Annotated in this window: 22 protein-coding genes; 9 read left to right on the plus strand and 13 right to left on the minus strand. The window is 56.3% G+C overall.

The window, feature by feature from the left end; translation table 11 throughout:
* Positions 1–25: 25 nt before the first annotated feature.
* Together Q7F15_RS14165 and Q7F15_RS14170 are read right to left on the minus strand one after the other, a co-directional pair.
* Complete coding sequence (locus tag Q7F15_RS14165; RefSeq protein ID WP_171566381.1) at positions 26–670, minus strand: class I SAM-dependent methyltransferase; 645 nt, start codon at positions 668–670, stop codon at positions 26–28.
* A 126-nt stretch (positions 671–796) separates the two neighbouring features.
* Positions 797–2,059 (minus strand): glycosyltransferase family 2 protein, encoded by a 1,263-nt coding sequence (locus Q7F15_RS14170; protein WP_171566382.1) that lies wholly within the window; start codon positions 2,057–2,059, stop codon positions 797–799.
* A gap of 279 nt (positions 2,060–2,338) precedes the next feature.
* Between Q7F15_RS14170 and Q7F15_RS14175 the strand changes: the two genes are divergently transcribed.
* From Q7F15_RS14175 to Q7F15_RS14185, 3 genes are read left to right on the plus strand one after another with little or no spacing between them, the layout of a single operon-like run.
* Positions 2,339–3,055 carry an FkbM family methyltransferase gene (locus Q7F15_RS14175; RefSeq protein ID WP_171566383.1) on the plus strand — a complete coding sequence of 239 codons (717 nt, stop codon included), beginning with the start codon at positions 2,339–2,341 and terminating at the stop codon, positions 3,053–3,055.
* Between the two features lie 6 nt (positions 3,056–3,061).
* The gene (locus tag Q7F15_RS14180) at positions 3,062–3,895 is read left to right on the plus strand and encodes an FkbM family methyltransferase (RefSeq protein WP_230076682.1); all 834 of its coding nucleotides are present in this window, start codon (positions 3,062–3,064) and stop codon (positions 3,893–3,895) included.
* Between the two features lie 13 nt (positions 3,896–3,908).
* Positions 3,909–5,150, plus strand: coding sequence for a glycosyltransferase family 2 protein (locus tag Q7F15_RS14185; protein WP_171566385.1), 1,242 nt, complete (start codon positions 3,909–3,911; stop codon positions 5,148–5,150).
* A 136-nt stretch (positions 5,151–5,286) separates the two neighbouring features.
* Here the strand turns inward: Q7F15_RS14185 and Q7F15_RS14190 are convergent, their stop codons facing one another.
* Genes Q7F15_RS14190 through Q7F15_RS14205 form a run of 4 tightly spaced genes read right to left on the minus strand, consistent with a single transcriptional unit; the run spans position 5,287 to position 8,789 of the window.
* Complete coding sequence (locus tag Q7F15_RS14190; RefSeq protein ID WP_171566386.1) at positions 5,287–6,411, minus strand: glycosyltransferase family 61 protein; 1,125 nt, start codon at positions 6,409–6,411, stop codon at positions 5,287–5,289.
* A gap of 37 nt (positions 6,412–6,448) precedes the next feature.
* Positions 6,449–7,132 carry an NAD-dependent epimerase/dehydratase family protein gene (locus Q7F15_RS14195; protein WP_304414504.1) on the minus strand — a complete coding sequence of 228 codons (684 nt, stop codon included), beginning with the start codon at positions 7,130–7,132 and terminating at the stop codon, positions 6,449–6,451.
* The gene (locus Q7F15_RS14200) at positions 7,117–7,395 is read right to left on the minus strand and encodes an NAD-dependent epimerase/dehydratase family protein (RefSeq protein WP_304414505.1); all 279 of its coding nucleotides are present in this window, start codon (positions 7,393–7,395) and stop codon (positions 7,117–7,119) included. Before Q7F15_RS14200 ends, Q7F15_RS14195 begins: the two co-directional genes overlap by 16 nt.
* Positions 7,392–8,789 carry a sugar phosphate nucleotidyltransferase gene (locus Q7F15_RS14205; protein WP_230076680.1) on the minus strand — a complete coding sequence of 466 codons (1,398 nt, stop codon included), beginning with the start codon at positions 8,787–8,789 and terminating at the stop codon, positions 7,392–7,394. Before Q7F15_RS14205 ends, Q7F15_RS14200 begins: the two co-directional genes overlap by 4 nt.
* Positions 8,790–9,033: 244 nt before the next feature.
* Between Q7F15_RS14205 and Q7F15_RS14210 the strand changes: the two genes are divergently transcribed.
* Both Q7F15_RS14210 and Q7F15_RS14215 read left to right on the plus strand, forming a co-directional pair.
* Positions 9,034–9,825 carry an FkbM family methyltransferase gene (locus Q7F15_RS14210; protein ID WP_171566389.1) on the plus strand — a complete coding sequence of 264 codons (792 nt, stop codon included), beginning with the start codon at positions 9,034–9,036 and terminating at the stop codon, positions 9,823–9,825.
* Positions 9,826–10,036: 211 nt separating this feature from the next.
* The gene (locus Q7F15_RS14215; RefSeq protein WP_171566390.1) at positions 10,037–11,254 is read left to right on the plus strand and encodes a glycosyltransferase family 2 protein; all 1,218 of its coding nucleotides are present in this window, start codon (positions 10,037–10,039) and stop codon (positions 11,252–11,254) included.
* A gap of 9 nt (positions 11,255–11,263) precedes the next feature.
* Here the strand turns inward: Q7F15_RS14215 and Q7F15_RS14220 are convergent, their stop codons facing one another.
* Together Q7F15_RS14220 and Q7F15_RS14225 are read right to left on the minus strand one after the other, a co-directional pair.
* A complete protein-coding gene (locus Q7F15_RS14220) occupies positions 11,264–11,611 on the minus strand; it encodes a DUF1360 domain-containing protein (RefSeq protein ID WP_304414506.1) in 348 nt (115 codons plus the stop codon).
* Between the two features lie 49 nt (positions 11,612–11,660).
* Positions 11,661–13,040, minus strand: coding sequence for a hypothetical protein (locus tag Q7F15_RS14225; RefSeq protein ID WP_304414507.1), 1,380 nt, complete (start codon positions 13,038–13,040; stop codon positions 11,661–11,663).
* Positions 13,041–13,192: 152 nt separating this feature from the next.
* On the opposite strand from Q7F15_RS14225, the gene Q7F15_RS14230 reads away from it, so the two are divergent.
* From Q7F15_RS14230 to Q7F15_RS14245, 4 genes are all read left to right on the plus strand, one after another.
* Complete coding sequence (locus tag Q7F15_RS14230; RefSeq protein WP_171566393.1) at positions 13,193–14,077, plus strand: glycosyltransferase; 885 nt, start codon at positions 13,193–13,195, stop codon at positions 14,075–14,077.
* A gap of 155 nt (positions 14,078–14,232) precedes the next feature.
* Positions 14,233–15,504 (plus strand): BMQ_0737 family morphogenetic spore coat protein, encoded by a 1,272-nt coding sequence (locus Q7F15_RS14235; protein WP_230076676.1) that lies wholly within the window; start codon positions 14,233–14,235, stop codon positions 15,502–15,504.
* A 448-nt stretch (positions 15,505–15,952) separates the two neighbouring features.
* Entirely contained in the window at positions 15,953–17,299 is a 1,347-nt protein-coding gene (locus Q7F15_RS14240) for a coiled-coil domain-containing protein (protein ID WP_304414508.1), read from the plus strand.
* Positions 17,300–17,658: 359 nt separating this feature from the next.
* Complete coding sequence (locus tag Q7F15_RS14245) at positions 17,659–18,021, plus strand: M67 family metallopeptidase (protein ID WP_171566395.1); 363 nt, start codon at positions 17,659–17,661, stop codon at positions 18,019–18,021.
* Between the two features lie 105 nt (positions 18,022–18,126).
* Here the strand turns inward: Q7F15_RS14245 and Q7F15_RS14250 are convergent, their stop codons facing one another.
* Genes Q7F15_RS14250 through Q7F15_RS14270 form a run of 5 tightly spaced genes read right to left on the minus strand, consistent with a single transcriptional unit; the run spans position 18,127 to position 21,729 of the window.
* Complete coding sequence (locus tag Q7F15_RS14250) at positions 18,127–18,282, minus strand: hypothetical protein (RefSeq protein WP_171566396.1); 156 nt, start codon at positions 18,280–18,282, stop codon at positions 18,127–18,129.
* A 13-nt stretch (positions 18,283–18,295) separates the two neighbouring features.
* Positions 18,296–18,610: a ferredoxin family protein gene (locus Q7F15_RS14255; protein WP_171566397.1), complete on the minus strand. Its 315-nt coding sequence runs from the start codon at positions 18,608–18,610 to the stop codon at positions 18,296–18,298.
* Positions 18,592–19,887 (minus strand): FAD-dependent oxidoreductase, encoded by a 1,296-nt coding sequence (locus Q7F15_RS14260; RefSeq protein WP_171566398.1) that lies wholly within the window; start codon positions 19,885–19,887, stop codon positions 18,592–18,594. Before Q7F15_RS14260 ends, Q7F15_RS14255 begins: the two co-directional genes overlap by 19 nt.
* Positions 19,871–20,902 carry an electron transfer flavoprotein subunit alpha/FixB family protein gene (locus Q7F15_RS14265; protein ID WP_171566399.1) on the minus strand — a complete coding sequence of 344 codons (1,032 nt, stop codon included), beginning with the start codon at positions 20,900–20,902 and terminating at the stop codon, positions 19,871–19,873. Before Q7F15_RS14265 ends, Q7F15_RS14260 begins: the two co-directional genes overlap by 17 nt.
* A complete protein-coding gene (locus tag Q7F15_RS14270; protein ID WP_304414509.1) occupies positions 20,899–21,729 on the minus strand; it encodes an electron transfer flavoprotein subunit beta/FixA family protein in 831 nt (276 codons plus the stop codon). The genes Q7F15_RS14265 and Q7F15_RS14270 overlap by 4 nt, the downstream gene beginning before the upstream one ends.
* Positions 21,730–21,900 lie beyond the last annotated feature (171 nt).

The raw sequence follows: 21,900 nt of genomic DNA on the forward strand, positions 1-21,900 counted from the left end.
ATTCCCTCCCTTCTCCAGTAACAGCTCAGCCTTGCATCTTCTGAAAGACGCAAATGTTCCATCCCATGTAGATCCGCCTGTACGAGGCAGGCAGTTCCGAAGCGAGGCGGGTGGGTCCCGGCCAGGACGGAACGTCGTCAAACACGACATAGCCTCCGGCCGGCACCATCGGACTCCACGACCAAAAGTCGCGCTTCACCGCCTCGTAATTGTGGTCAGCATCGATAAACAACAGACCGATCGGATTATTCCTGGGAAAATGCCAGGAAGTAGCCCCCGTATCTCCTCGCAGCGGCTGCACACAATCGGCCACGCCGGCGTTGGTGAGATTTTGCAAAAACTCTTCGAACAGCTGGTTTTCCTTATACCCTTTCAATAACGTCTTGCACGTCTGTTCATCAGGTCCCCCGTTTTTCGTGCCCTCCCAGGTGTCAACCGCAAATACGCGGCCTGCGCCCCGGTCTTTGACAGCATGGGCCAGCCAAACGGTAGACCGTCCTTTCCACGATCCCAATTCCACGACCGTGCCGGTAGGCGCATAAAACCGCACGAGCTGGTATAGCACCATGCCCGCTTGATCGCACACCCATCCCTGGATGGGCGCCACTTTTGCCTGTATTTCCAGAAACCGGGCATGCAGTGTGGGCGATTGCATGAAGTGTCCGCTCATTGCCCGCCACCCCCTCACGCAAGTTTTGGCACGTGCTGCCTTGTTTTCCGATGCTGCTATGATATGCATGCATGTTCAATGCGGCGTGTTCGTTGGCGGACGGGCGTGAAAAATAGGTGAGCGGGATCAGAGTCGGGGAACAGGCTGCCTGTTTTCGCGAATCCACTCTCTCAGCCTGTGCTGCTCTTTTGTAAACACACGGTAAAACGCCGCTTCTTCCCGGGACAGGGGCATAATCTCGTAGGCCATAAAACTGCACACTCGCCTGTTTGCCTGACTGTCAGGAAGAATGACATGCCACGAAGAATAGATTTCTACCCGGTTCTCCGCTTGATCGGAATGAAGCGGAATCTCCAGCTCAAACAGGTTTGCGGGTATGCGAACGCTGCCGGCATGCTGACCGTTGAGCATTACGGTCAACTGCTGAATGTTCTGCGGCTGGGCGGGAATATGATGGGGAATTTGTCCCTTGATCAAGAGCGTGTCAAGCGGATGCTCGGGATTGACCTCGATGGACAGGACGAGCTGAATCGGCACCATCCTGTCCGGGTATCGGTTCATGTCCACCAGCTTCGGAGTATTGCCGAACATCTGGTATGCTTTCACATCGCGCAGGATCCGGTAGATTCCGTATTTTCGGTAATGGGGGACGTAATGGTCGGCAAGCCACGTGTTGGAAATGGCCCCGAAGTGTTTCAGACTGGTTTTTAGCACCTCCGGTATTCCGATGGATTCCCACTGCGTGCCCGATTTGCTGGAGCCGTGATATCTGGCGTTGGCCAAAAAGTCATCAATGGTGCCGATGCGATGCGTTTTGGCAATCCGAATCCACAGGTCGTAATCCATGCAGAAATTCAGCTTCTCATCCACTCCGCCTACCTCTTCTATCACCTCTTTCCGGATGAAAGCGGACGGCTGGCAGATGTGACAGCATTCAAACAGTTCGCGGGCGTCGACCGGCAGTTTTGGGGGAAACGGAAAGACGGTAACTTTTTGATTGTATTCGTTGATGACATAGGCTTTGCCGTGAACCATCCCCCATTCGGGATGCGCTAATAGCGCCTTCACGGCTTTCATGACCGCCCCCGCCTCATACGTATCGTCCGAATTCAGCCAGCCGATGATCGCTCCCCTGGCCAACGCCAGTCCCTTGTTGATCGCGTGGGACTGACCCCGGTCAGGCTCGGACACGAAACGAAAGCGCGTGTCAACCTGGCTGAAATGCTCCAATATCGCCAGCGTTTCATCTGTCGATCCGCCGTCAATCACGATGTGCTCCAGATTGGGATAATCCTGCTGCAGCACACTCTCAATCGTTTGGCGGATAAAATGCCCCTGATTGAACGACGGCGTAATGATGCTCACCAAGGGTAGATCTTCCACAGCCACCACATATCCCTCCTTCGTTGTAAGAAGTTATGTTTCCCGGCACGATACGATAACTTATGCAAAGCGAATCCGCGGCGAGACCGGGCGATGTTTCCGGAAAGCAGGACGTGAGGCGGCCTTCATCTGCGGCTGACCGACCGCGGGAGAACGCACAGCGTTTTGAAAAAAAACTGAAACACGAAGACACTGCTGTCCAAACCATTCGGGTGAAGCGATCATATCCTACTCTATAAGGCAAAATCCGGATGCCAGCCATTTACGATGAGGGGAGAACCTGTAATGGACAATCGTCAATTCCTGAAACACGCCGTCCGCACTGCCTTGGATACGCGCAATTTTGACTGGGTCTTCCGCCAGTTTCCCAACAGATCACAATTGATTGCTCATAAACGAATTGCCCTTGTGCTGGATGTCGGTGCCAATACCGGACAATTCGCCAGCAAATTGAGACAGCAAGGGTATCGCGGCAGAATCGTCTCCTTTGAACCATTGTCCAAGGAATTTGCCCAATTGCAGCAATTGGCCTCCAGCGATCCCCACTGGGACTGCAAGCAGGTGGCGCTCGGCAGTACGGAAGGCCAGGCCATCATCAACATCGCCGGCAACTCCTACAGCAGTTCCCTTTTGCCGATGCTGGACCGGCACGTGATCGGCGCTCCCGATTCGCGCTACGTCGGCAGGGAAACCATCGTCATCACACGTTTGGATACGCTGCTGCCGTCACTGATACACGCGCACGAACGCGTCTACCTCAAGCTGGACGTCCAGGGATACGAATTGGAGGTTCTCAAGGGGGCCCAACGGACGCTGCCCCACGTAGACATCTTGGAAATGGAACTGTCGCTTGTCCCTTTGTACCAGCACCAATTGCTGTATCCGGCCATGATTGACTACGTGGATCGCCTGGGTTTTGATCTGCTCTATCTGGAAAGGGATTTTGCAGACTACACCACAGGGGAAGTGCTTCAGGTTAATGGCATCTTTGTACGGAGGTAGACAGTCATGCACCCTTTTACTCATTCGGAAGTATCACTGAATGACGTCACCATGACGCTTGTGACAAACCTGGAAGATCTGATTTCCGGCGCCGAATTACGGAGCGGGAAGAAGCTGTGGTCGGACGCCCTGGATCACGCGCGAAAAAATCTCAAACCCCATGGCCGGATTCTCTACGCCGGCGGCCATGTCGGCTCAGCGGTGATTTTTCTGGCCAAGGTGGAGCCAACCGCGCTGATCTACTGTTTTGAACCTGACCCGATCAATTTCGCGCTGTTGACGGTGAACCTGGAGATCAATCAGGTGCGCAACGTCCATGCGTTTCCGTTTGCAGCAGGAAAAACACAAGGATTTATTCCTTTTTACAAAAGCGATTGGGATTCATCCGACCACCGCTGCGCCATGCCCCGAATGGACGATCCGGACGTTACCATTTTTCACGGCCTCCCCTACCGCATCCCGATCGTGCAGCCCCCGGAATTTCTCAAAGCGTGCTATCGCAGCAAGGCTCCTCGCTCGTTTGACTTGATCGTGACCGACACCCAGGGGGCCGATTTTGACATTTTGGAAGCGTGTTTGCCGATGATTGGCCCGCATACCGGCGTGATTGCGGAGTATTCGCCCTATCACCTGTACCGCCACGGCACTTCCAGGCAGGATGTAGAACGCCTGCTTCGCCTCTTTTCCCGGGCGGAAATCGTAAACTCGCGGGTGGAAAATGTCATGCCCGCCCCCGTTACCGTTGACCAACTGCTTTCGTTTTATGACGAACACTGCGAACAGTACAAAGGCTATGTGGACATCTGGTTGACTGCACGCCAGGACCCAACACACAAATAGGAGAGTGAGGCCCATGGACACCCAATCGCTTCCTCTTGTGAGCGTCATCACCCCCTCCTATAACCACGGAAAGTATATCCAAGAAACGATCGAAAGCGTGCTGAAGCAGGATTACCCGCATGTGGAACACATCGTGATTGACGGCGGATCCACGGACAACACGTTTGCGATCCTGTCCCAATACAACCAGCTAAGCGAAAAATTCACCTTCGTATCCGAACCGGACCGCGGTCAGTCCCACGCGATCAACAAAGGCCTGTCTGTCGCGCGGGGAGAGATAATCGGATGGTTGAACTCGGACGACACGTATATGCCCGGCGCCATCCGCCGAGCGGTTCAAGCCCTGATGGCAAACCCTCACTGGGGGATGGTACACGGAAACGGCTACGTTGCCAACGAGCGAAACCTGCCGGTCAGGCCGTTTCCCGTCAAGCCGCAGGATCGGCTGAAACTGTTTGAACGGTGCAACATCCTGCAGCCTGCCGCCTTCGTCCGCAAACAGGTCTTGTACGATGTGGGAGGGTTGGATGAAACCCTCAGCTTCTGTATGGACTACGATTTGTGGATCCGCATCGCAAAGCGCCACCGCATCGGCTATGTGCCCGAATTCTGGGCAAAAGCCAGGTATCATTCCGCATCCAAATCGGTCACCCAGTGGCCGACGGTAGGACTTCAGGAAGTGTTCCGGACGAGCGCTAAACACTACGGTACCGTGTCAAACGACTGGGTGATGGAATACCTGTACTTCCACCACAACAAAGGCGTGTTTCCGCTGCTGAACTTTTTTCGGGCGCACGCGGTTTTTGGCAACGCACCGCGGATCACAGCGATGAACCGCCACCCGGACATGTGGGTCCCGCCCAATTTTCACGTCTCGATTCAATCCGATCCGCAATCTCCCGCACACACGCTGCTGATCAGGGGCGCAAGACCGGCCGGGCCGTCCGCGTCCCAATCAGCTTTCCTGCATTACGTCATAAACGGCAGCATGACGGGAACAATCGCCGTGAACGGGACGTCATTTACCGTGGAATTTCCGCTCCCGCCGGATCGGACGAACCATGAACTGGACATTTTCGCATCGTGGAACATAAAGCTTGGCTCCCCGGCGCAGCCGCGCGTCGTCAGCTTTTTGGCCGATCAGGTGCTTCCTCTCTCGTATCAGGAGCTGCAGTTTTACCGTGCATATCTGACAAATCCCGCCGGCATCGCGCAGTGGATCAGGGATCATCGCCGCCCGGTTCCCCGGCTGTAAGCTGCAGTCGGCCGCATGCGGCAAGCGGCGCGACTCGCGCATGCCGCGTCATTCAAACCGTTTTGGAAGGAATAATAGACACGGGGTGCTTGGCCCAATGGCAAGCACCCCGTTTTTTCCTTTTCCGCCCCTGTTGCTATGCGCAGCCGGCCAGTTTCAGCAGTCCGGCCAGTCTCTTCAGATCGACGACGATATCGTCTTCGATGTGGTAGCGAATGGACCACACATCGTAGACCAGCTTCCGCTTCCTGCCGATCAGGTAATAGTAATCCAGATCGCAGTGGCAGCTGATCATCCAGTATGTTTGGCGAACCCAGTGAGGAGAGAAGAATTCGATTACTTTTGTTCCCGGCCGGCAGAAGACAATATTGGCAAGGCCCGCCCCATGCGGTGCGACAATCACCTGTGCTGACGCAAACAGGCGCACCTGCTCGGCGACCGAATACTCCTCACAATGGATGCGGGTAAATCCGTGCCGTTCCAGTAGAGCAACCACTTCCTCTTCATTGCGCACATGTCGGTAACGGGCCCCTGAGCGGCTGATGTAGAGGCGTTCCCCTTTCCCGCCGGACGCGGCTGCACGCCACCCGGCGAACCGTTCGCGCAGAAAGTCGCACACCCATTTTTGCACGTGGCCGGAGTATGCCACCGGCGGAGTAATGACCAGATTGGATGCGCAGATGTGGGTATCGCTCTTGCATTCAATCAGCCGATCGGGTGTTACCCCGAGTGCGGCAAGCGTCTCATCCTGAAACGGCTGGCGCTTTTGATTGATCAGGTATTTGTCGACGGCGATCCCCTCTCGCCGCAAAAGTTCCATCCGCGCCAATACGTCGAACATCCAAAAAAAATAGTTGGAATTGCCCACATATGTCAACAGCGCAGCGGTCCCGGGCAGACGTGTGACGGGCGGCAGATATTCCTGTTCAAAGACGGAATGCTCCTGCGGCAGCCGGTACATCTCATGGGAGACATCCCATACCAGTTTGTTGTCCGGACTGATTACCGCGCCGTTCTCCCCCCACACTCTTCCGTTCGGCATGAAGGCAATGTAGTAGGGCAGCGGTTCGCCATACATCGTCCACATCGAAGGGTCAATCGGCTGCTGGAAACGGCCGGGATCATAGCGAAACGGTTCGACCGGACATTTCCGATACATGCCCGCCGCACTTTTCTGATCCGGATACGCTGCGGCCGCCCAATCCTCCGTGGAGTTGTAAAAATCACGGGGAGGAGCGATACCTTCATCCCATCGTTCCATATGTTCCCCTCCGATCAGTCGCAAACGTGCAGAGCTGCTAGCCTCTTTGCGCCCGCTGCGCGACGTACCACGCAATCGTCCTGCGCAATCCCTCGCGCAGCGACACCCGGGCCTGAAATCCGAAGTACTCCCTGGCCTTCCGGACATCGAGACATCTGCGCGGCTGTCCGTCCGGCTTTCCGGTATCCCAGCGTATCTCGCCCGTAAAACCCGTTTCCCTGGCGATCAGCTCTGCCAAATCTTTGATGGAGATTTCCTCCCCCGTGCCGATGTTGACCGGCTGATCGCCGTCGTAATGCTCCGCTGCCAGCACGATGGCTTCCGCAGCATCCTCGACATAGAGAAATTCGCGCGTGACCTGTCCTGTCCCCCAGACCACGATGTGATTCTCGTTACGCTCTTTGGCCTCCACGCATTTGCGGATCAACGCCGGAATCACATGAGACGTCTCCAGATCAAAGTTGTCGCGCGGCCCGTACAGGTTGACGGGAAGCAAAAAAATCGAATTGAACCCGTATTGCTGCCGGTAGGCTTGACTTTGCACCAGGAGCATCTTTTTGGCCAACCCGTAGGGAGCGTTTGTTTCTTCCGGATAGCCGTCCCACAATGTTTCCTCCCGAAACGGTACAGGAGCGTGCTTGGGATAGGAACAGATCGTTCCGCAGGCCACGAATTTTTCCACACCGCCGCGCCTGGCCGCTTCCATCAGATGAATGCCCATGGACAAGTTGTCGTAAAAAAAGCCCCCGGATTTTTGCGGTTTGCTTCTATTCCTCCAACCGAAGCCGCCAGGTGAATGATCAAATCAGGCTTTGTCTGCTCAATAAGCGACATGGCTGTTTGCTGATTGCGCAAATCGTAATCGCGGCTTCGCGGTACAATGATCCGGCTGCAGCCTGCCGCCCTCAGCCGTTCCACCACATGGGAACCGAGAAAGCCCGAGCCTCCGGTCACCATGATGGTCTTGTCAATCCAGCGTTTCATGCTCCTCCCTCCAGCTGGTCACGGTTTACCCGCTCCATGATCTCTTCCCACGAGAGACACAGGCGGACGATGTCGTCTTCCACCAGGCTGTCTCCCATCTGCACCTCGATGATATCCAGATCGGCAGTGGCCTTGATCGCGTGCTTGGCCCCGACCGGAATTTCCAGTACATCCCCGGCCTGAACATGCCGCAGACGATCGTCCAACACAAATTCACCCTCGCCGGCGACAATTACCCACACTTCTGAGCGATGACGGTGATACTGGTAGCTCAAATTCCGCTCAGCATGGATGTGAAGCCGCTTTGTCAATACCTCGGCCCCGCTGTCCGTGGTCTGGTAACCGATCGCTTGATACCACCCCCAGCGCCGTTCTTCAAACATCGGACGGTGGTTCCACTCTTTCGCAATATCTTTGATGCGGTGACTTTTCGCTTTATCCGATACCAGGATGCCGTCAGGACTGGCCGCCACCACCACGTCGGACGTTCCAATGACGACAATCGGCAGGTCCAATTCATTGATCACGTGGGTATTGGTACATCCGTTGTCCAGGTGCCCTTTTCCGACGAGATTCACGGTCATTTCCTCCGTGATCGTGTTCCAGGTGCCCAGATCCTTCCACTCTCCGTCGTAGGGAACGACGACGACTCGTTCCGCTTTCTCCACCACTTCGTAGTCAAAACTGATCGCGGGCAGCCGGTCGTACTGCTGAATCAGCGCGTCGTACTCAACGGGGTATCCTCTTTTCTCCAATTCCTTGATCATCGTTTCCAGGCGAAACGCAAACACGCCGCAGTTCCAGAGCGCGCGCCGCTTCAGCAGCCACTTTGCCTGCTCCTCAGACGGTTTTTCCGTAAACGAAAGGACGCGGTACATCTGCGGCTGTATCTTGTCTGCTTTTGATTCAGCAGGGACGATGTAGCCGTATTTGCTGGACGGATAAGTTGGCGTAACCCCGATCAGCGCAAGATCGGCTCCCGATTGGTCGAGCACGTGCTCCAGCTGCTTGATCAGCGCGAAAAAATCTTCCCCGACGTAGGGATCGACGGGCATGACCGCAACCGTTTCCTGAAGGTCCACGCCCTCTCTGGAATACAAAAAGCTGGCGGCCAGTGCGATCGCAGGAAACGTGTCCCGCTGCTTGGGTTCAAGGATGAGCGGCACCTCCGTCCCCAACTGGTTCACGATCATGTCCGCCTGCGTTTTGCTGGTGGAAACGTACAGAGAATCGAGCAAGCCGTTGGCAGCCAACTGCCTCCACAGCCGTTGCACCATGGATTCCAACTCGCCGTTCGGATTGCGCAGCATTTTCAAAAACTGTTTGGACCGTACATCGTTTGATAACGGCCACAGTCGCTTTCCGGACCCTCCTGATAGCAATATGAGTTTCATCCACTGCACCTCTGTCCGATTTTTGTCTTGGCCTGCACTATTTTATGAACAAGGAAAGAGGGGTGATATTGAAACGGACAAAAATAGGTATTCTCTCTTCCGCCGGGATGAACGGCCGCATGATGAAGCTGTCCCGTTTCAAAACGACTGTGTTGCACATATCATATTCAATGGCACAGTGACACGAGTCTCTTCCACCAAACTCTGCATGACCTGACGGGGTCATGAAAGGAGAGGAACGGGTTTGTATCCTTTTTCGATCGCACACGTGACGTTGAACAATCTCACCATGCAGCTGATCACCCATCTCGACGACAAAGTGGCGGGAGCCGGTTTTCGCAGCGGAAACCGCCTCTGGAGCGATTCGCTGGAGCATGCGCGGAGCCTGTTAAAGCCGAAATGCCGTGTTCTCTATGCCGGGGGCCATCTTGGCTCGGCGGCCATCTATCTGGCAAAGGCTGAGCCGTCGGCGACCATCTACTGCTTTGAGCCTGACCCGCTCAATTTCGCCCTGTTGACGGTGAACCTTCACCTCAACCAGGTTCAGAACATTCATGCGTTTCCCTACGCGCTGGGAAAAAGCGGGCAGTACATCTCGTTTTTCAAGAGCGCCTGGGACTCGTCCGATCACCGCTGTGCGATGCCGAAAAGCAGCGACATGGAAGTATCGATCTTCCGCAGCCTGCCGTACAAAATCCAGATGGTGAACCCCGTGGAGATGTTCAGCAAGTGTTACGGCTTCACCGTTCCCCCGCTGATGGATCTGATCGTGATTGACACGCAAGGGGCCGACTTCGCCATTATCGAAGCGTGCCTGCCGCTGGTGAGCAAGGACACGACGATCATCGCGGAGTACTCCCCGTATCACCTGTACCGGTACGGCACCACCAGGGAAGACGCCGCGCGGGTGCTCAAGCATTTTTCGCGGATCTCGCTGAGCCGGGAGCAGCCTGCTACCGTCCAGCAGCTGTTGGCGATTTACGACGACTACTACGCCCAGTACAAAGGCTTCTACGACATCTGTCTGAGAAAGTGAAAGGAGGCTTTCTTACATGGGAGGAACATGGACCGAGTCGTTCATGCTCTTTAACGTCCCGCTGGAAGCCAAATTTCCGCAATCCCGGATTGGTGCCGGATTATTTGTAACCGCACCGCATGACGATGGGAAATAGCGCAAAAAGGGAGGCCGAGTGCATTGACCCGGGCCCCCTTTTTTCCGCATTTCATTTTGGAAGGGAGTGAGACGTATGTCCCAACAGGATCTTCCTCTCGTCAGCATCATCACCCCCTCCTACAATCAGGCCGGCTTTATCGCGGAAACGATCCAGAGCGTTTTATCCCAGGACTACCCGAACATCGAGCACATCGTGGTGGACGGAGGATCAACGGACGGCACAGTTGCCCTCCTGCAGCAGTACAGCAGCACTCTGGGGGAGCGGTTTCGCTTCGTGTCCGAGCCTGACCGGGGCCAGTCCCACGCGGTCAACAAAGGAGTAGCCATGGCAAAAGGGGAGATTATCGGTTGGCTGAACTCCGACGATACGTACGTGGCGGGAGCAGTCAGGAAAGCCGTGCAGGCATTGCGGCAGCATCCGGAATGGGCGATGGTGCATGGCAATTGCTTCGTCATCAACAAAAACAGTCGTGCCTCTTCTTCGCTCACGGTCAGCACCGCCACGCTCCAACGCCTGTATGAGAGCTGCTGTGTCTGCCAGCCTGCCGCGTTTTTCCGCAAGCACGTGTTTCAACAGCTGGGGGGTGTGGACGAATCCCTTCATTTTTGCATGGATTACGACTTGTGGATTCGCATAGCCAAACACTACACCATCGGCTACATCCCCGAGCATCTGGCAAATACCCGCGTTCACGAAAGCTCCAAAACTGCAACCCAATGGCACTCGGTCGGGATTCCGGAAGTCCTGCAAACCGTCGTCAAGCACTTCGGATCGATCTCAAATACGTGGATGAGGTACGCGGCTCCCTATCTGCGCATGGGCACCTACTCCCTGCTGCGCCAAATCAAGGCCAACGCCGCCCGCAAACAGACTCCCAAGGTCACGCACATGAACCGGTACAAGGATTTGTGGGTCCCCCCCATGTTCACGGCAACGGTGGAAGCAGATCCGAGCAGTCCGGCCCACCTCTTGCTGGTCAAGGGAAGATCATCCCAGCACATCCCGTCCCCATACGAGCAGGGGGTCCATTTCCAGTGTTCCGTCGTGGTCAACGGACGGCTGATGGCTGTGCACCAGATCACAAAACCATCGTTTTCATTGGAGATACCGCTTGACAAAAGCCGGTTGAAAAACGACGTGGCCATCTTTTCGTCGCGGTTTATCTCTCTTGAAAATCAGGTGTACCCGATGAAGCGGCAGGTCAGCTTCATCGCGGAGGATGTGCTTCCTCTATCCCAGGACGAAGCACGGCTCTATCAAACAATTCAGCATGCGTCCCGCACGCCATAGCCGCAACCGTCAACCCGTGTACAACTTGGTCTCGATTACGGCCGCTGCACCTGCGACAGCGAGAAGCAGCAGCAGAGGAAAGGCGGCCGGTACATAGACGTAAAGCGCGACGACTGCCGCTGCCGCCCAAATGCCTACGCACCAATGGCAGCTGAGCAGCATGCCGAGCCAGCGGCGCAAGCCTTCCCCGTGAAATTCGATATGCCGGATCAGTTGACCGGCAGCGTCGGTCTCATACTTCTCCGTAAAGAAAGGCGCTCTCAGAAACGCAGTGATTTCGTCAAACACGATCAAGTGGGTCAGGCGAAAACTGGCCAGCACCAGAATCGCCAAATCCAGCCACGAGACGCCTTCCATACATCCCACTCCTTTTCCTGATACGTTCTTGGTTCTTTACCTCTTACGCTTACAAGGAAAGGGCGATCCGGTTATTGGCCGCAAACTGCAGCCCCTGTTCCTGAAAGAATACATAGCCCTCGACCGTCACGGTGTTTCCGGTTTCCGGTTTGGTGACGGAGAACTGGAAATTCTGAAACATCTCGGTTGTGTTCGGCTCAATCCTCACGGGATGAATCGGTGCCATCCAGTACTCCCCTCGTTCTTTCGCCTGCGTAAACCAGTCATTCTCCAGATACCGCCACCCTTTGATCCCTGCAGAACTTTGCACGGCGAGCGTTTCCACCAAATTGGGCGGCAGGATTTGTCCCCCCATCTTGATGCTGTCAGGCGGATCGGCGCGAAGGCAGACAACCGGATTGTACAGCGCTTCTGTTCCCGTATTTTTTACGCAAATATTGCCGATGAGCAAAAACGGCCGGTTTTCTACATCGGACCGCAGCACGGTGTAGTCGAAAAACACCTCTGCTTCCAGCCGCCTTGCTTCCGCCTGCCGGAACGTTTCCGCCAAAGGGACTGCTTCCTGCACAGTAACTTGCGGCTCCGCCTCGTCCGTCCTGGCTTCAGCCGTGTCAGGATCAGGCTGCACATCGATTGTCTGTGCGCCCAAGGCCGCCTCTGTCTCCAGAGGTTCCGTTGGAGCCGCTTCCTGCTGTTCGTTCACCCCGGCGGCGCTGTATGCGTCCGCTTCCTCCCCCGCATTCTTTGCTGCATCTGCCGAATCCGCCTCTTCCGCAGCAGCTCTGCCCCCAAACGCTTTCAGCAGATGGCGCGACAGGTATGACAGCGGTGAGATACGCAGACCGGTGAGAAAGTAATGAAGGATTCCGGAAGCGAGAAAAAAGGCGATGCATTCTGCGTACGCCTTGCGCTGCTGTTCATCCGTTCCCTGAGGGAGTTGAAATTGAACCGCGATACCGGAGGAAGCAGAGCGGGCTTCCCGCAGCAGTTTTACCACGCAGTTGATCCCTGTTTGCTTCAGTTCATGGTGGAGGCAGTCAACCAGCGTCCTGCGTGACTCGTTTTCGCTGCGAAACACGATCAACTTGGGGGAGACGGATGCGCGGATCTCCTTGACGCTAAAGCGGATCGCCACATCCTTTTTGAGAATCTTCGCCGGTTCTCCGATCACGACCTCTGCCCCGTACTCGGACAGAAACGCCTGCACCCTGTTCAAAATCTCACATTCGTAGGAGGCGTCTTTTCCGGCTTTTCCCACCGCCAGGACACAGACTCTCCCCTTTAGCCCGGAATCGAGCTCAATCCGCTTCTGTTCGGCATCCCATCTGAGCTGAAAGCCATTCTGTTTGCAGAACAGGCGAAAGGCGGGCACCGACATGTACGGTATGGTCCCGCTGCGCTGTCCCGCGTAATATACCTCGACGTCCATGCGATTCACTCCTCCAATGGGTATTTCCCCATCCGCTGTCTAGTGTATGAACAGCCGGCACCATGCGTGAGACGTGAAGCGGTCATTTTCCGAGAAGACGGGTACCCCCTTCTTCGTTCTGCCATACCATGTCAGGAGAAAGGAGTGATCCCATGTCGGACGAACACCTGCCGTTGGTTTCCGTCATTTTTCCGGCCAAAAATGAGGGAAACAACGTGCGCACCACGCTTGAATCGCTTCGCGCCGCGAAAACGCGCTATCCGTATGAGATCATCGTGGTGGATGACGGTTCTTCAGACAACTGCTGCGCCTTTTTGCAAACAGAAGAACAGAATGGCCGGGTCAAGCTGATCACCACGCCTGGAATCGGCGCAGCTGCTGCGAGAAATCTGGGAGCGGAACACGCCAAAGGCACCTATCTGATTTTCTGTGACGCCCATCTGACGTTTCCGAATTACTGGATCGACGGTCTCGTCGATCTGATCAAGTCCGGGCGCACCGATGCGGTATCTCCCGCCATCGCGTCGATGCAGGAGCCCCACAAGGTCGGCTACGGCCAGACGCTTGACCAGCGATTGGGCGTAGTCTGGACCCGGCATGTTAACCGACCGGAACCATCCGCCATCCTCCCCGGCGGCTGTCTGGCCATGCCGAAACACGTCTTTATGGACATCGGCGGTTTTGACAGAGGGTTTCGCGTCTGGGGCTTTGAAGACATCGAAATTTCCATAAAATTATGGTTGTTTGGTTACCGCTGCCATGTACAACCCTCGGTCAAAATCCTCCACCTGTTCCGAAAAGCCCATCCGTACAAAGTGGAGTTTGAGCATGTGTACTACAACATGCTGCGTATGGCGTACAGCCACTTTAACGAATCGCGGATTGCAGCTTGCAAGAAACTGATCATCCACGCCGATCCCAACCGGATTGAGCGCGAGGTGCTGCAATGCGGGGCCGTGGCCCAGCGTCTGCGGTATTTCGCCCGCCGCAAATACGACGACGACTGGTTCATGCGCCAGTTCGCCATTCCTTTCTAAACAGAAGGGCACGAAGCGAAGACTGCGCGAAAAATGGGCATTCGTTGACAAGCAAATCTCCCGCTGCCTCCATAGTATGTAATGCAAAATCAAATACCCTATAGAAAGGAAGGGTTGTACTGGTGCATAAAGTGAAGCCCATCAGGGGTTACCAAGTGCCGACACCTACACCGACGCCAACCGCACCTCCGCCGATTCCCAACAATCTGCAGGAAGAGTGCATCCGCGTTCAAAAGGTGTACGACTGGGTTGTATTTGCCAACAGGGACCGCAACAAGGTTCCCATTCCAGACGACTGCCGGCCGTTGGTTGACGAAGCCATCCGTGCGGGACAGGACATTACGATTCAGTGCGTGGAACCGATCGTACCGCCGCCGTTCCCGCTGATTCCGAAACCGCAACCCACGATTTCGCCCGAATTTTCCTGCCGTGTCATCGGCATTCGCCGTGAGACGATCACGGTTGGCGGTGCTACCGTCCGCGTAGGCGTTGTCCGGTTCCTGTTCGGTGCTACTGTGTTGCTTCGCATTTTTGCTGATGGTACGTTCCTGTGCGAATTCCCGGCGACCATCCAGTTTGATGACGAAGTGGTGCTCTGCCTGCCGGAGCCGCTGGACGAAAACAACATTCTCTGCCGGATTACCGCAATCGAGTGCACGCCGATCGGCAGCGTTCTGCTCGGCGGCATGGTAGAATTGGAGATCACGATCTGCAAGGAAATCCAGGTGGAAGCGGAAGTAAAACTGGAGGTACTGGCCAAGTTCTGCGCACCGCGTCCGAACGACATCCCGGTACCGACACCGTCCCCCGGTCCTGGTTTCCGCTGCCCGCCGATCGTCTTCCCGCCGCAGTGCCCGACGATCTTCCCGCGTGCGAACTGCGACTGCCAGGCTACAGTCAATACGCTGCTTACCGGCGTAACAGTAAGCCTCGGCCTGCCGCCGCTGGCACCGGTAGAAATCGGTACCGTACAGTTGATCGCCGACATCTGCCCGAGCTGCAATCCGTCGGCCAGCACGTTCACTTTCAACTTCTTCGATACGCCTGGTCCGACACCGCTGCCTGACGTCATCCCCGGCGACCAAAGCTTCAGCCTCACGCCAACGACGATCAGCTCGCCGACGTGCATCACGGTTCTGCCGGACCTTGGTCTGGGAATCGTTCTGCCGACCATCCTCCTCGGTCTTGTCGTTACCGGTACCGGCGTGAGAACGTTCACGGCAACAGGCACGCAAGAAACGGTGAACTACACGCTCGTCTTGGCCGAAACCGGTCTGGGGCTGCCGGACGTCGTGCTCCTGCTGCTGACCAACGGAGCCGGACTCCCCATCTTCTCCGCAGCACTTACGATTGTCCCCGACGAGCAGCTGCTGGTCCAAGACTGCGTAACGTTCCCGGATGTAATCCCGACGCCGTCCATTCCGTAATTCGCCAGAATCGATACAAAACGGGAGAAGAGTTGCTCTTCTCCCGTTTGTGTGTAGACAAAGTGGCCGTTGCAAGGAGAACACGTTTCCGTCATCCGCTCCGTGCTCGCCCAGCAAGGAAGCACAAACTGCTCGCTCCGCATCGATTTGCGGGGGATCGCCAAAGCCGCATAGCTACGCAGCCTGTTCAACGGTGGCGATCCTTTTACCCGCAAATCGCAGCTCCGCTCGGTAGGGCTCACAAGTCGCTCTGCCTGGAAACGTGCTTCTCCTCGGTACAACCGGTTTGTCTTCAGTACGACGGGAGAAGAGTTGCTCTTCTCCCGTTTCTGTTTTAAGTGAAACATATACTCACCCGTAACAGCCTAACTCTTCTCCGCTTTTTCACACTTCCCGCTCCCTTACATATGTCTATAGGGGAACACACACTGCAAAGGAGGAACGTACGGTGCTGAAAAAAAAGACCTCCAGCAAAGCGAAGCCGGAGAAGGAAAAGCTTCTCCTGCTGAAGCGGCAAGCGCAGTTTTTTGAAGCGAAAGCGAACCAGTACTACGAAGAACTACAGCTTGCCAGCAAAAAACTGAAGGAACTGCGGGACCGGGAAGAATGGCACAACCAGCACCTGGAACAGGTAAAACGATCACTGACAGAGCAACAGCGCAGGGCAGACGAATTGAACCGCGTGGTGGCCGAACTGAAAGACCGGGTGCACGAGCTTGAACAACTCGAGGCAAGTCAGCTTGCCCTGCTTGAACAACGGGACCAAACCATCGCCTATTACAAGGAAAAGGAGGCGGAATGGCAGAAAACCCTGGAAGAGTGGAGGGAAATCGTAAGGGAAGCCCAGGGGGCGATGCTTTCAGAGGACGTTGCGCAGCTGCTGCAGCAAAAAGACGACATCATCGCCTACTATCAGGCCAAAGAGGCGGAGTGGAGCGAAAAATGGGAGTTGTTGAACCAAGAAGTCAAGGCGCACCAGCAGCAAACAGCCGACGATGCCCAGCGCATCAAGCAGCTGGAAGAAACCATCGCCAGCTACCAAACAAAAGAAGCCGAATGGCAGGGAGCGCTTGAAGAACTGACGCAGCAGCTTCACCATCGAGACGACATCATCGCCCGCTATCAGGCCAAAGAGGCGGAGTGGAGCGAAAAATGGGAGTTGCTGAACCAAGAGCTCAAGGAGTACCACCAACAAACAACCGACGATGCCCAGCGCATCAAGCAGCTGGAAGAGACCATCGCCAGCTATCAGACAAAAGAAGCCGAATGGCGGGGAGCGCTTGAAGAACTGACGCAGCAGCTTGAATCTTCCCGGCAAAACGAGGAAGCGCTGACGCAGTTGCTTCACCAGCGGGACGACATCATCGCCCGCCATCAGGCCGAGAAATCAGAATGGCAGCAGCAGATTGATGAATTACAGCAAAAATTGATACACGCATCGACTCAATCGGAGCGGGAAGAAACCTATCAGCAGCAGCTGAAGGAGAAGGAAGAAGTGATCGCCCGCTTGCAGGCGCAGGAAGCGGAATGGCAGCGGGAACGCCAGGAGTTGAAGAAGACGATCAAAGACTTGCAGAAAAAAGAAGAAAAGTACCGGCAGGCCATCCACGATTACCAGTCACGCGAATCGCGAAGCAAAAAAGGGATGGAATCCCCTGCTGCTGCCCAGCAACAGCAACTGGCAGCGGGAGGCACGCCCGTGTTGAGACTGCCGTCCAACAGCGCTCACGCCTCTTTTCTCAAACCGCACAACACGTCTGCAGTCACTGCCTTTAATCCCTTTAAAAACGCGTAACCATGCACCCAGACCGCCCGTCCTTTCCCCGACTGCACTCCGATGTGCAACCGCCGTTCCCTTCCTTTCCGCCGACGAATACATCATAGTATACGCCGAAGGAAAGGAAGGGATTTTCATGACACCGGATCAGATCCGCGCACTCTACAGACAACGGCAAATGAGGCCTGTCCACACGCACCCCCATCTTCCGAGCAACAGTCAGCAGCACGTATCCCCTCCAGGACATACCGGATGGGGCAAGTCGCACGTGGTCAAATCGTTGCCGCAACGAAGATCGGGCGGTTGCTGCGGGAGGCGTTTCAAGCCGTAGTCCCATAGGCATCGTCCTGCCGCTGGCTTATCATGTGTGGCGAGAGATGGTTGTCCACTGCACTGCTGAACAGCCCTATGAAGCATGTGGACTGCTGTCGGGGAGATGCGGACGGGCGGAGACCATTTGGAAGATGGAGAACGCCGATAAAAGCCCCTTCTCGTTTTCCATGAGAGAGGAACAGATTCGCCAGGTCTTTGCCCAAATGGAACAGAGAGGGGAACGTCTTGTCGCCATCTACCACTCTCATCCGGCCGCTCCCGCTTATCCATCGCCGTACGATATCGAGCACGCCTGTTATCCGGAGACTGCCTATCTGGTCCTGTCCCTTGCCGGACAACAGCCGGTTCTGGGATGTTTTCGCATCCACGGCAAACAGGTGACGCCGCTCAGATGTATCCTTTATTGAGTGACGTTGGTCTTGATTGACCGGGCATGTCCCATCTCTTCACAGTCTCGAAACAGTATATGGAAAAGTTGGGAAGCGGGAGCCGTGGCTCCCGCTTTTTTGTCGTCAGGAAAGCTGCTCCGCTTTCGTCAGCACCTCCGCTTTTTCCCAACTGACAAAGGTGTCCTCCCAGAATATTTGATACCATTCCCCGTTCACCGCGATGACGATTCCTCTGGCTCCGTCACGGGTGTAGACAACGCATTCCCCCGGCTTAAACATGTTCCACCGTCCATTACCCCAGTCTGAAAATAATCCCGTGACCGCCTTTCGGGTATTCCCACTTGATGTTTTCGTACGGACAGCCAATCCGGCAGCTTCCGCATTCGTGACATCCCTCGTACCCCACATGCATGCGCACACCTTCCCACTTGTAAACTTCGGCCGGACAAAAAATCGTGCACAGCTTGTCAGGACACTTGGTGGCACAGATGTCCGCATCCAGCACGTGCAGGTGTGACTTGGTGTCTGCCTTGAAGCGGACGAGGTACTGCTTTTCCTCGATCGATTGGCCTGCGGGCAGCTCTTTCCTCATTTCATCACCCTCCATGCCTGCATCAGATCGCGGGCCATCTTCCATTTCTCCCTGGCCGTGCCCAGATCACGCCAGATTTTCTTTTGCTTCTCCCACTTGGAACTGCCGTCCACGGTAAACATCTGGCTGGCCGCCCGGTTCATCATGGGAATATATCGCTCGAAATACTGGGGAGAACGTTCAAAGTGATGCGTGGCGTCCTGATACTTTTTCAGGTCCTGGCCAATGAAGCTGTCCAACAGTCTTTTGCGGTACGTATCCAGCGTCTTTTCGGAAAAGTCTCCCGCCGCTTTGGCCTCCAGGATTGCTTCCGCCGCCAGCACACCCGAGGTCATCGCCATGTTGGAGCCCTCGCGGTGGATCGCATTGACCAGTTGGGCTGCGTCCCCTACCACCAGTACGCCGTTACCGACGATCTTGGGCATGGAGCGGTAGCCGCCCTCCGGGATGAGATGGGCCAGGTACTCCTGCTGTTCGCTGCCCTGGATGTAGGGGCGGATCATCGGGTGATTCTTGACGTAGTCCAGCAGTGCATAGGGTTTGATCTTATGCTTGATCAGACCGGACAGCATTGCTCCCACGCCGATGTTGAGGCTGTCCTTGTTGGTGTACAGCCAGGCGGTGCCGAGAATGCCTTTGGTCGAGTCGCCGAAGATTTCGATCGTACAGCCCTGATCCCCTTCCAGATTAAAGCGGTCCTCGATGATCTTGCGGTCCAGCTTGAGCACTTCCATGACAGCGAGGGCCACTTCGTCAGGCCGAAACTCCTTGTGGAAGCCGAGCGACTTGGCCAAGAGCGAGTTCACCCCGTCGGCCAACACTACCACGTCAGCGAACACCTCTCCGTCCGGCCGGTCGGTGCGTACTCCCACCACCTTGCCGTCTTCCACGATGCACTCCCGCACGACCGTTTCGTTTACCAGCAGGGCCCCCTGCTGCACTGCCTTGTCGGCAAACCACTGGTCAAACTTGGCGCGCAGCACGGTGAAGTTGTTGTACGGCTCCTTCGCCCACTCCAACCCCTTGTAGCTGAATGTCAGCGCCGATTGTTCATCCAGCATCATGAAGCGCTGCTCCACGATCGGCCGCTCCACCGGCGCTTCCTTGTAAAAGCCGGGGATGATGTCCTCCATCATTTTGCGGTAGAGCACTCCACCCATGACGTTTTTGGAGCCGGGATATTCGCCCCGCTCCAGAAGCAGGACGTTGACACCGGCCTTCGCCAGCGTGTAGGCGCACGCCGTGCCCGCCGGTCCGGCCCCGACGACGATTGCATCAAACTTTTCCGCCATACTGCACCTCCTTGTCCGATTCCGCCTGAAGCGCCTCGATCAAGAGCGGGACGATTTCAAACGCGTCACCGACGAGGCCGTAGTGGCACGCCTGAAAGATCGGCGCGTCCGGGTCCTTGTTGATCGCGATGATCAATCCGGAGTTCTGCATCCCGACCAGGTGCTGAATCGCTCCGGAAATGCCAATGGCAAAGTAGATTTTCGGCGTCACCGTCACCCCGGTCTGCCCCACCTGATGCTGGTGGTCGATCCATCCCGCCTCGACGGCATCCCGGCTGGCCCCGACCGTCGCGCCGATTGCCTCGGCGAAGCGGTGGATCAGTTGGAAGCCCTCCTTGCTGCCCATCCCCTTGCCGCCGGCGACGATGATGTCCGCCTCGTCCAGCCGCACTCTCCTGCTGGTTTCGCGGACGATCTTCAGCACTTTGGTGCGGATCTCTTCCTCTCGCAGGGGAATCCGCTCCTCCACAATCTGGCCTGTACGATTGGGATCGGGCGGCAGTGCCTTCATCACCTTGGGCCGGACGGTGGCCATCTGCGGCCGATGCTTTTTGCACAGGATAGTCGCCATGATGTTGCCGCCGAACGCCGGACGGCTGGCTTCCAGCAGGCCCGTTTCTTGATCCACGTCAAGCATCGTGGTATCGGCGGTCAGCCCCGTCTCCAGATCGGTCGCCACGGCGCTGGCCAAATCCTTGCCGGTCGACGTGGCTCCGTAGAGCAGGATTTCCGGTTTGTGCTTCTGCACGCATGCGATCACGGCACGCATGTAGGACTCGGTCCGGTAGTAGTGAAAAATCGGGTCATCGTAGAGATAGACGACGTCCGCTCCGTACTGGAAGGCGACCGTCGCCAGTTCACGCACCTGGTCGCCGATCAGCAAGCCGGAAAGCGGCACACCCCGCTTGTCAGCCAGCTTTCGCCCCGCCCCCAGCAGCTCCAGCGACACCGGTGCGATCCGGCCGTCCTGCTGTTCCAAAAACACCCAGACCCCGCGGTACTCCTCCAGGTTCATGCCCGTCCCTCCTTTGCGCGAAACAAATCCTTCTTCTCCGCCAGGATTTCCATCAGCCGGTTCACCTGCTCGCGCGGGCTGCCCTGCAGCTTTTCGCCCCCCTTGGGTTTCTCCGGCGGCCACACCTTGGCGACGATCGTGGGTGAACCTTTCAGCCCCAGCAGGCTCCGATCCACGTCCTCCAGGTCGTTGACGGACCAGATGACGGGCTGGTAGCGGGCGGCGCGTAGCATGTTGGGAAGCGGAGAGTACGGCACCTCGTTGATCTCCTTTTCCACGGAGAACAGACAAGGCAGCGTGGACTGGACCACTTCGTACCCGTCCTCCAGCTTGCGGTGGACGATGGCGTATCCCTTCTCCTTGTTGATCTCCACCACCTTTTTCACATTGGTCAGCGGCGGTATGTCGAGCCGTCTGGCGATGCCCGGCCCCACCTGCCCGGTGTCGCCGTCGATCGTCATCTTGCCGCAGATGATCAGATCGATCGGCTTCTGCTTGGCGATTTTCTCCAGCGCCTTGGTCAGCGCATAGCTGGTGGCCAGCGTGTCCGCCCCGGCGAATGCCCGGTCGGTAATCATGTAGCCCTCGTCCGCACCGATCTCGATGCACTTGCGGATCGCCTTGACGGCCGGCGGCGGTCCCATTGTCAGCACGGAGACAGTGCCGCCGTAGCGCTGCTTCAGCCGGACCGCCTCTTCCACGGCGTGGGCGTCATACGGGTTGAGAATGGCTGGAGCGCTGGATCGGTCCATCGTGTTCGTCTTCGGGTTCATCTTGATAACCTTCGTGTCCGGCACCTGTTTGATACAGGCGACGATATGCAGCATGCACAAATCCCTCCTCGCTGCCAGCTGCGGTCTTCAGCGAAGTCCCGCACGGGTTGTCTCTTTTTTAGGCGCATCTTGGGCAGCGTGTTGTTCATTGTTATAACGTATTGCGGGGAGCTGTCACTTAGACCTGGAATATGGGACACGTTCGAAACATTTCACAAGATTGAC

This window comes from Brevibacillus aydinogluensis (assembly GCF_961514395.1).
In the GTDB taxonomy this organism is placed as follows: Bacteria; Bacillota; Bacilli; order Brevibacillales; family Brevibacillaceae; genus Brevibacillus; species Brevibacillus aydinogluensis.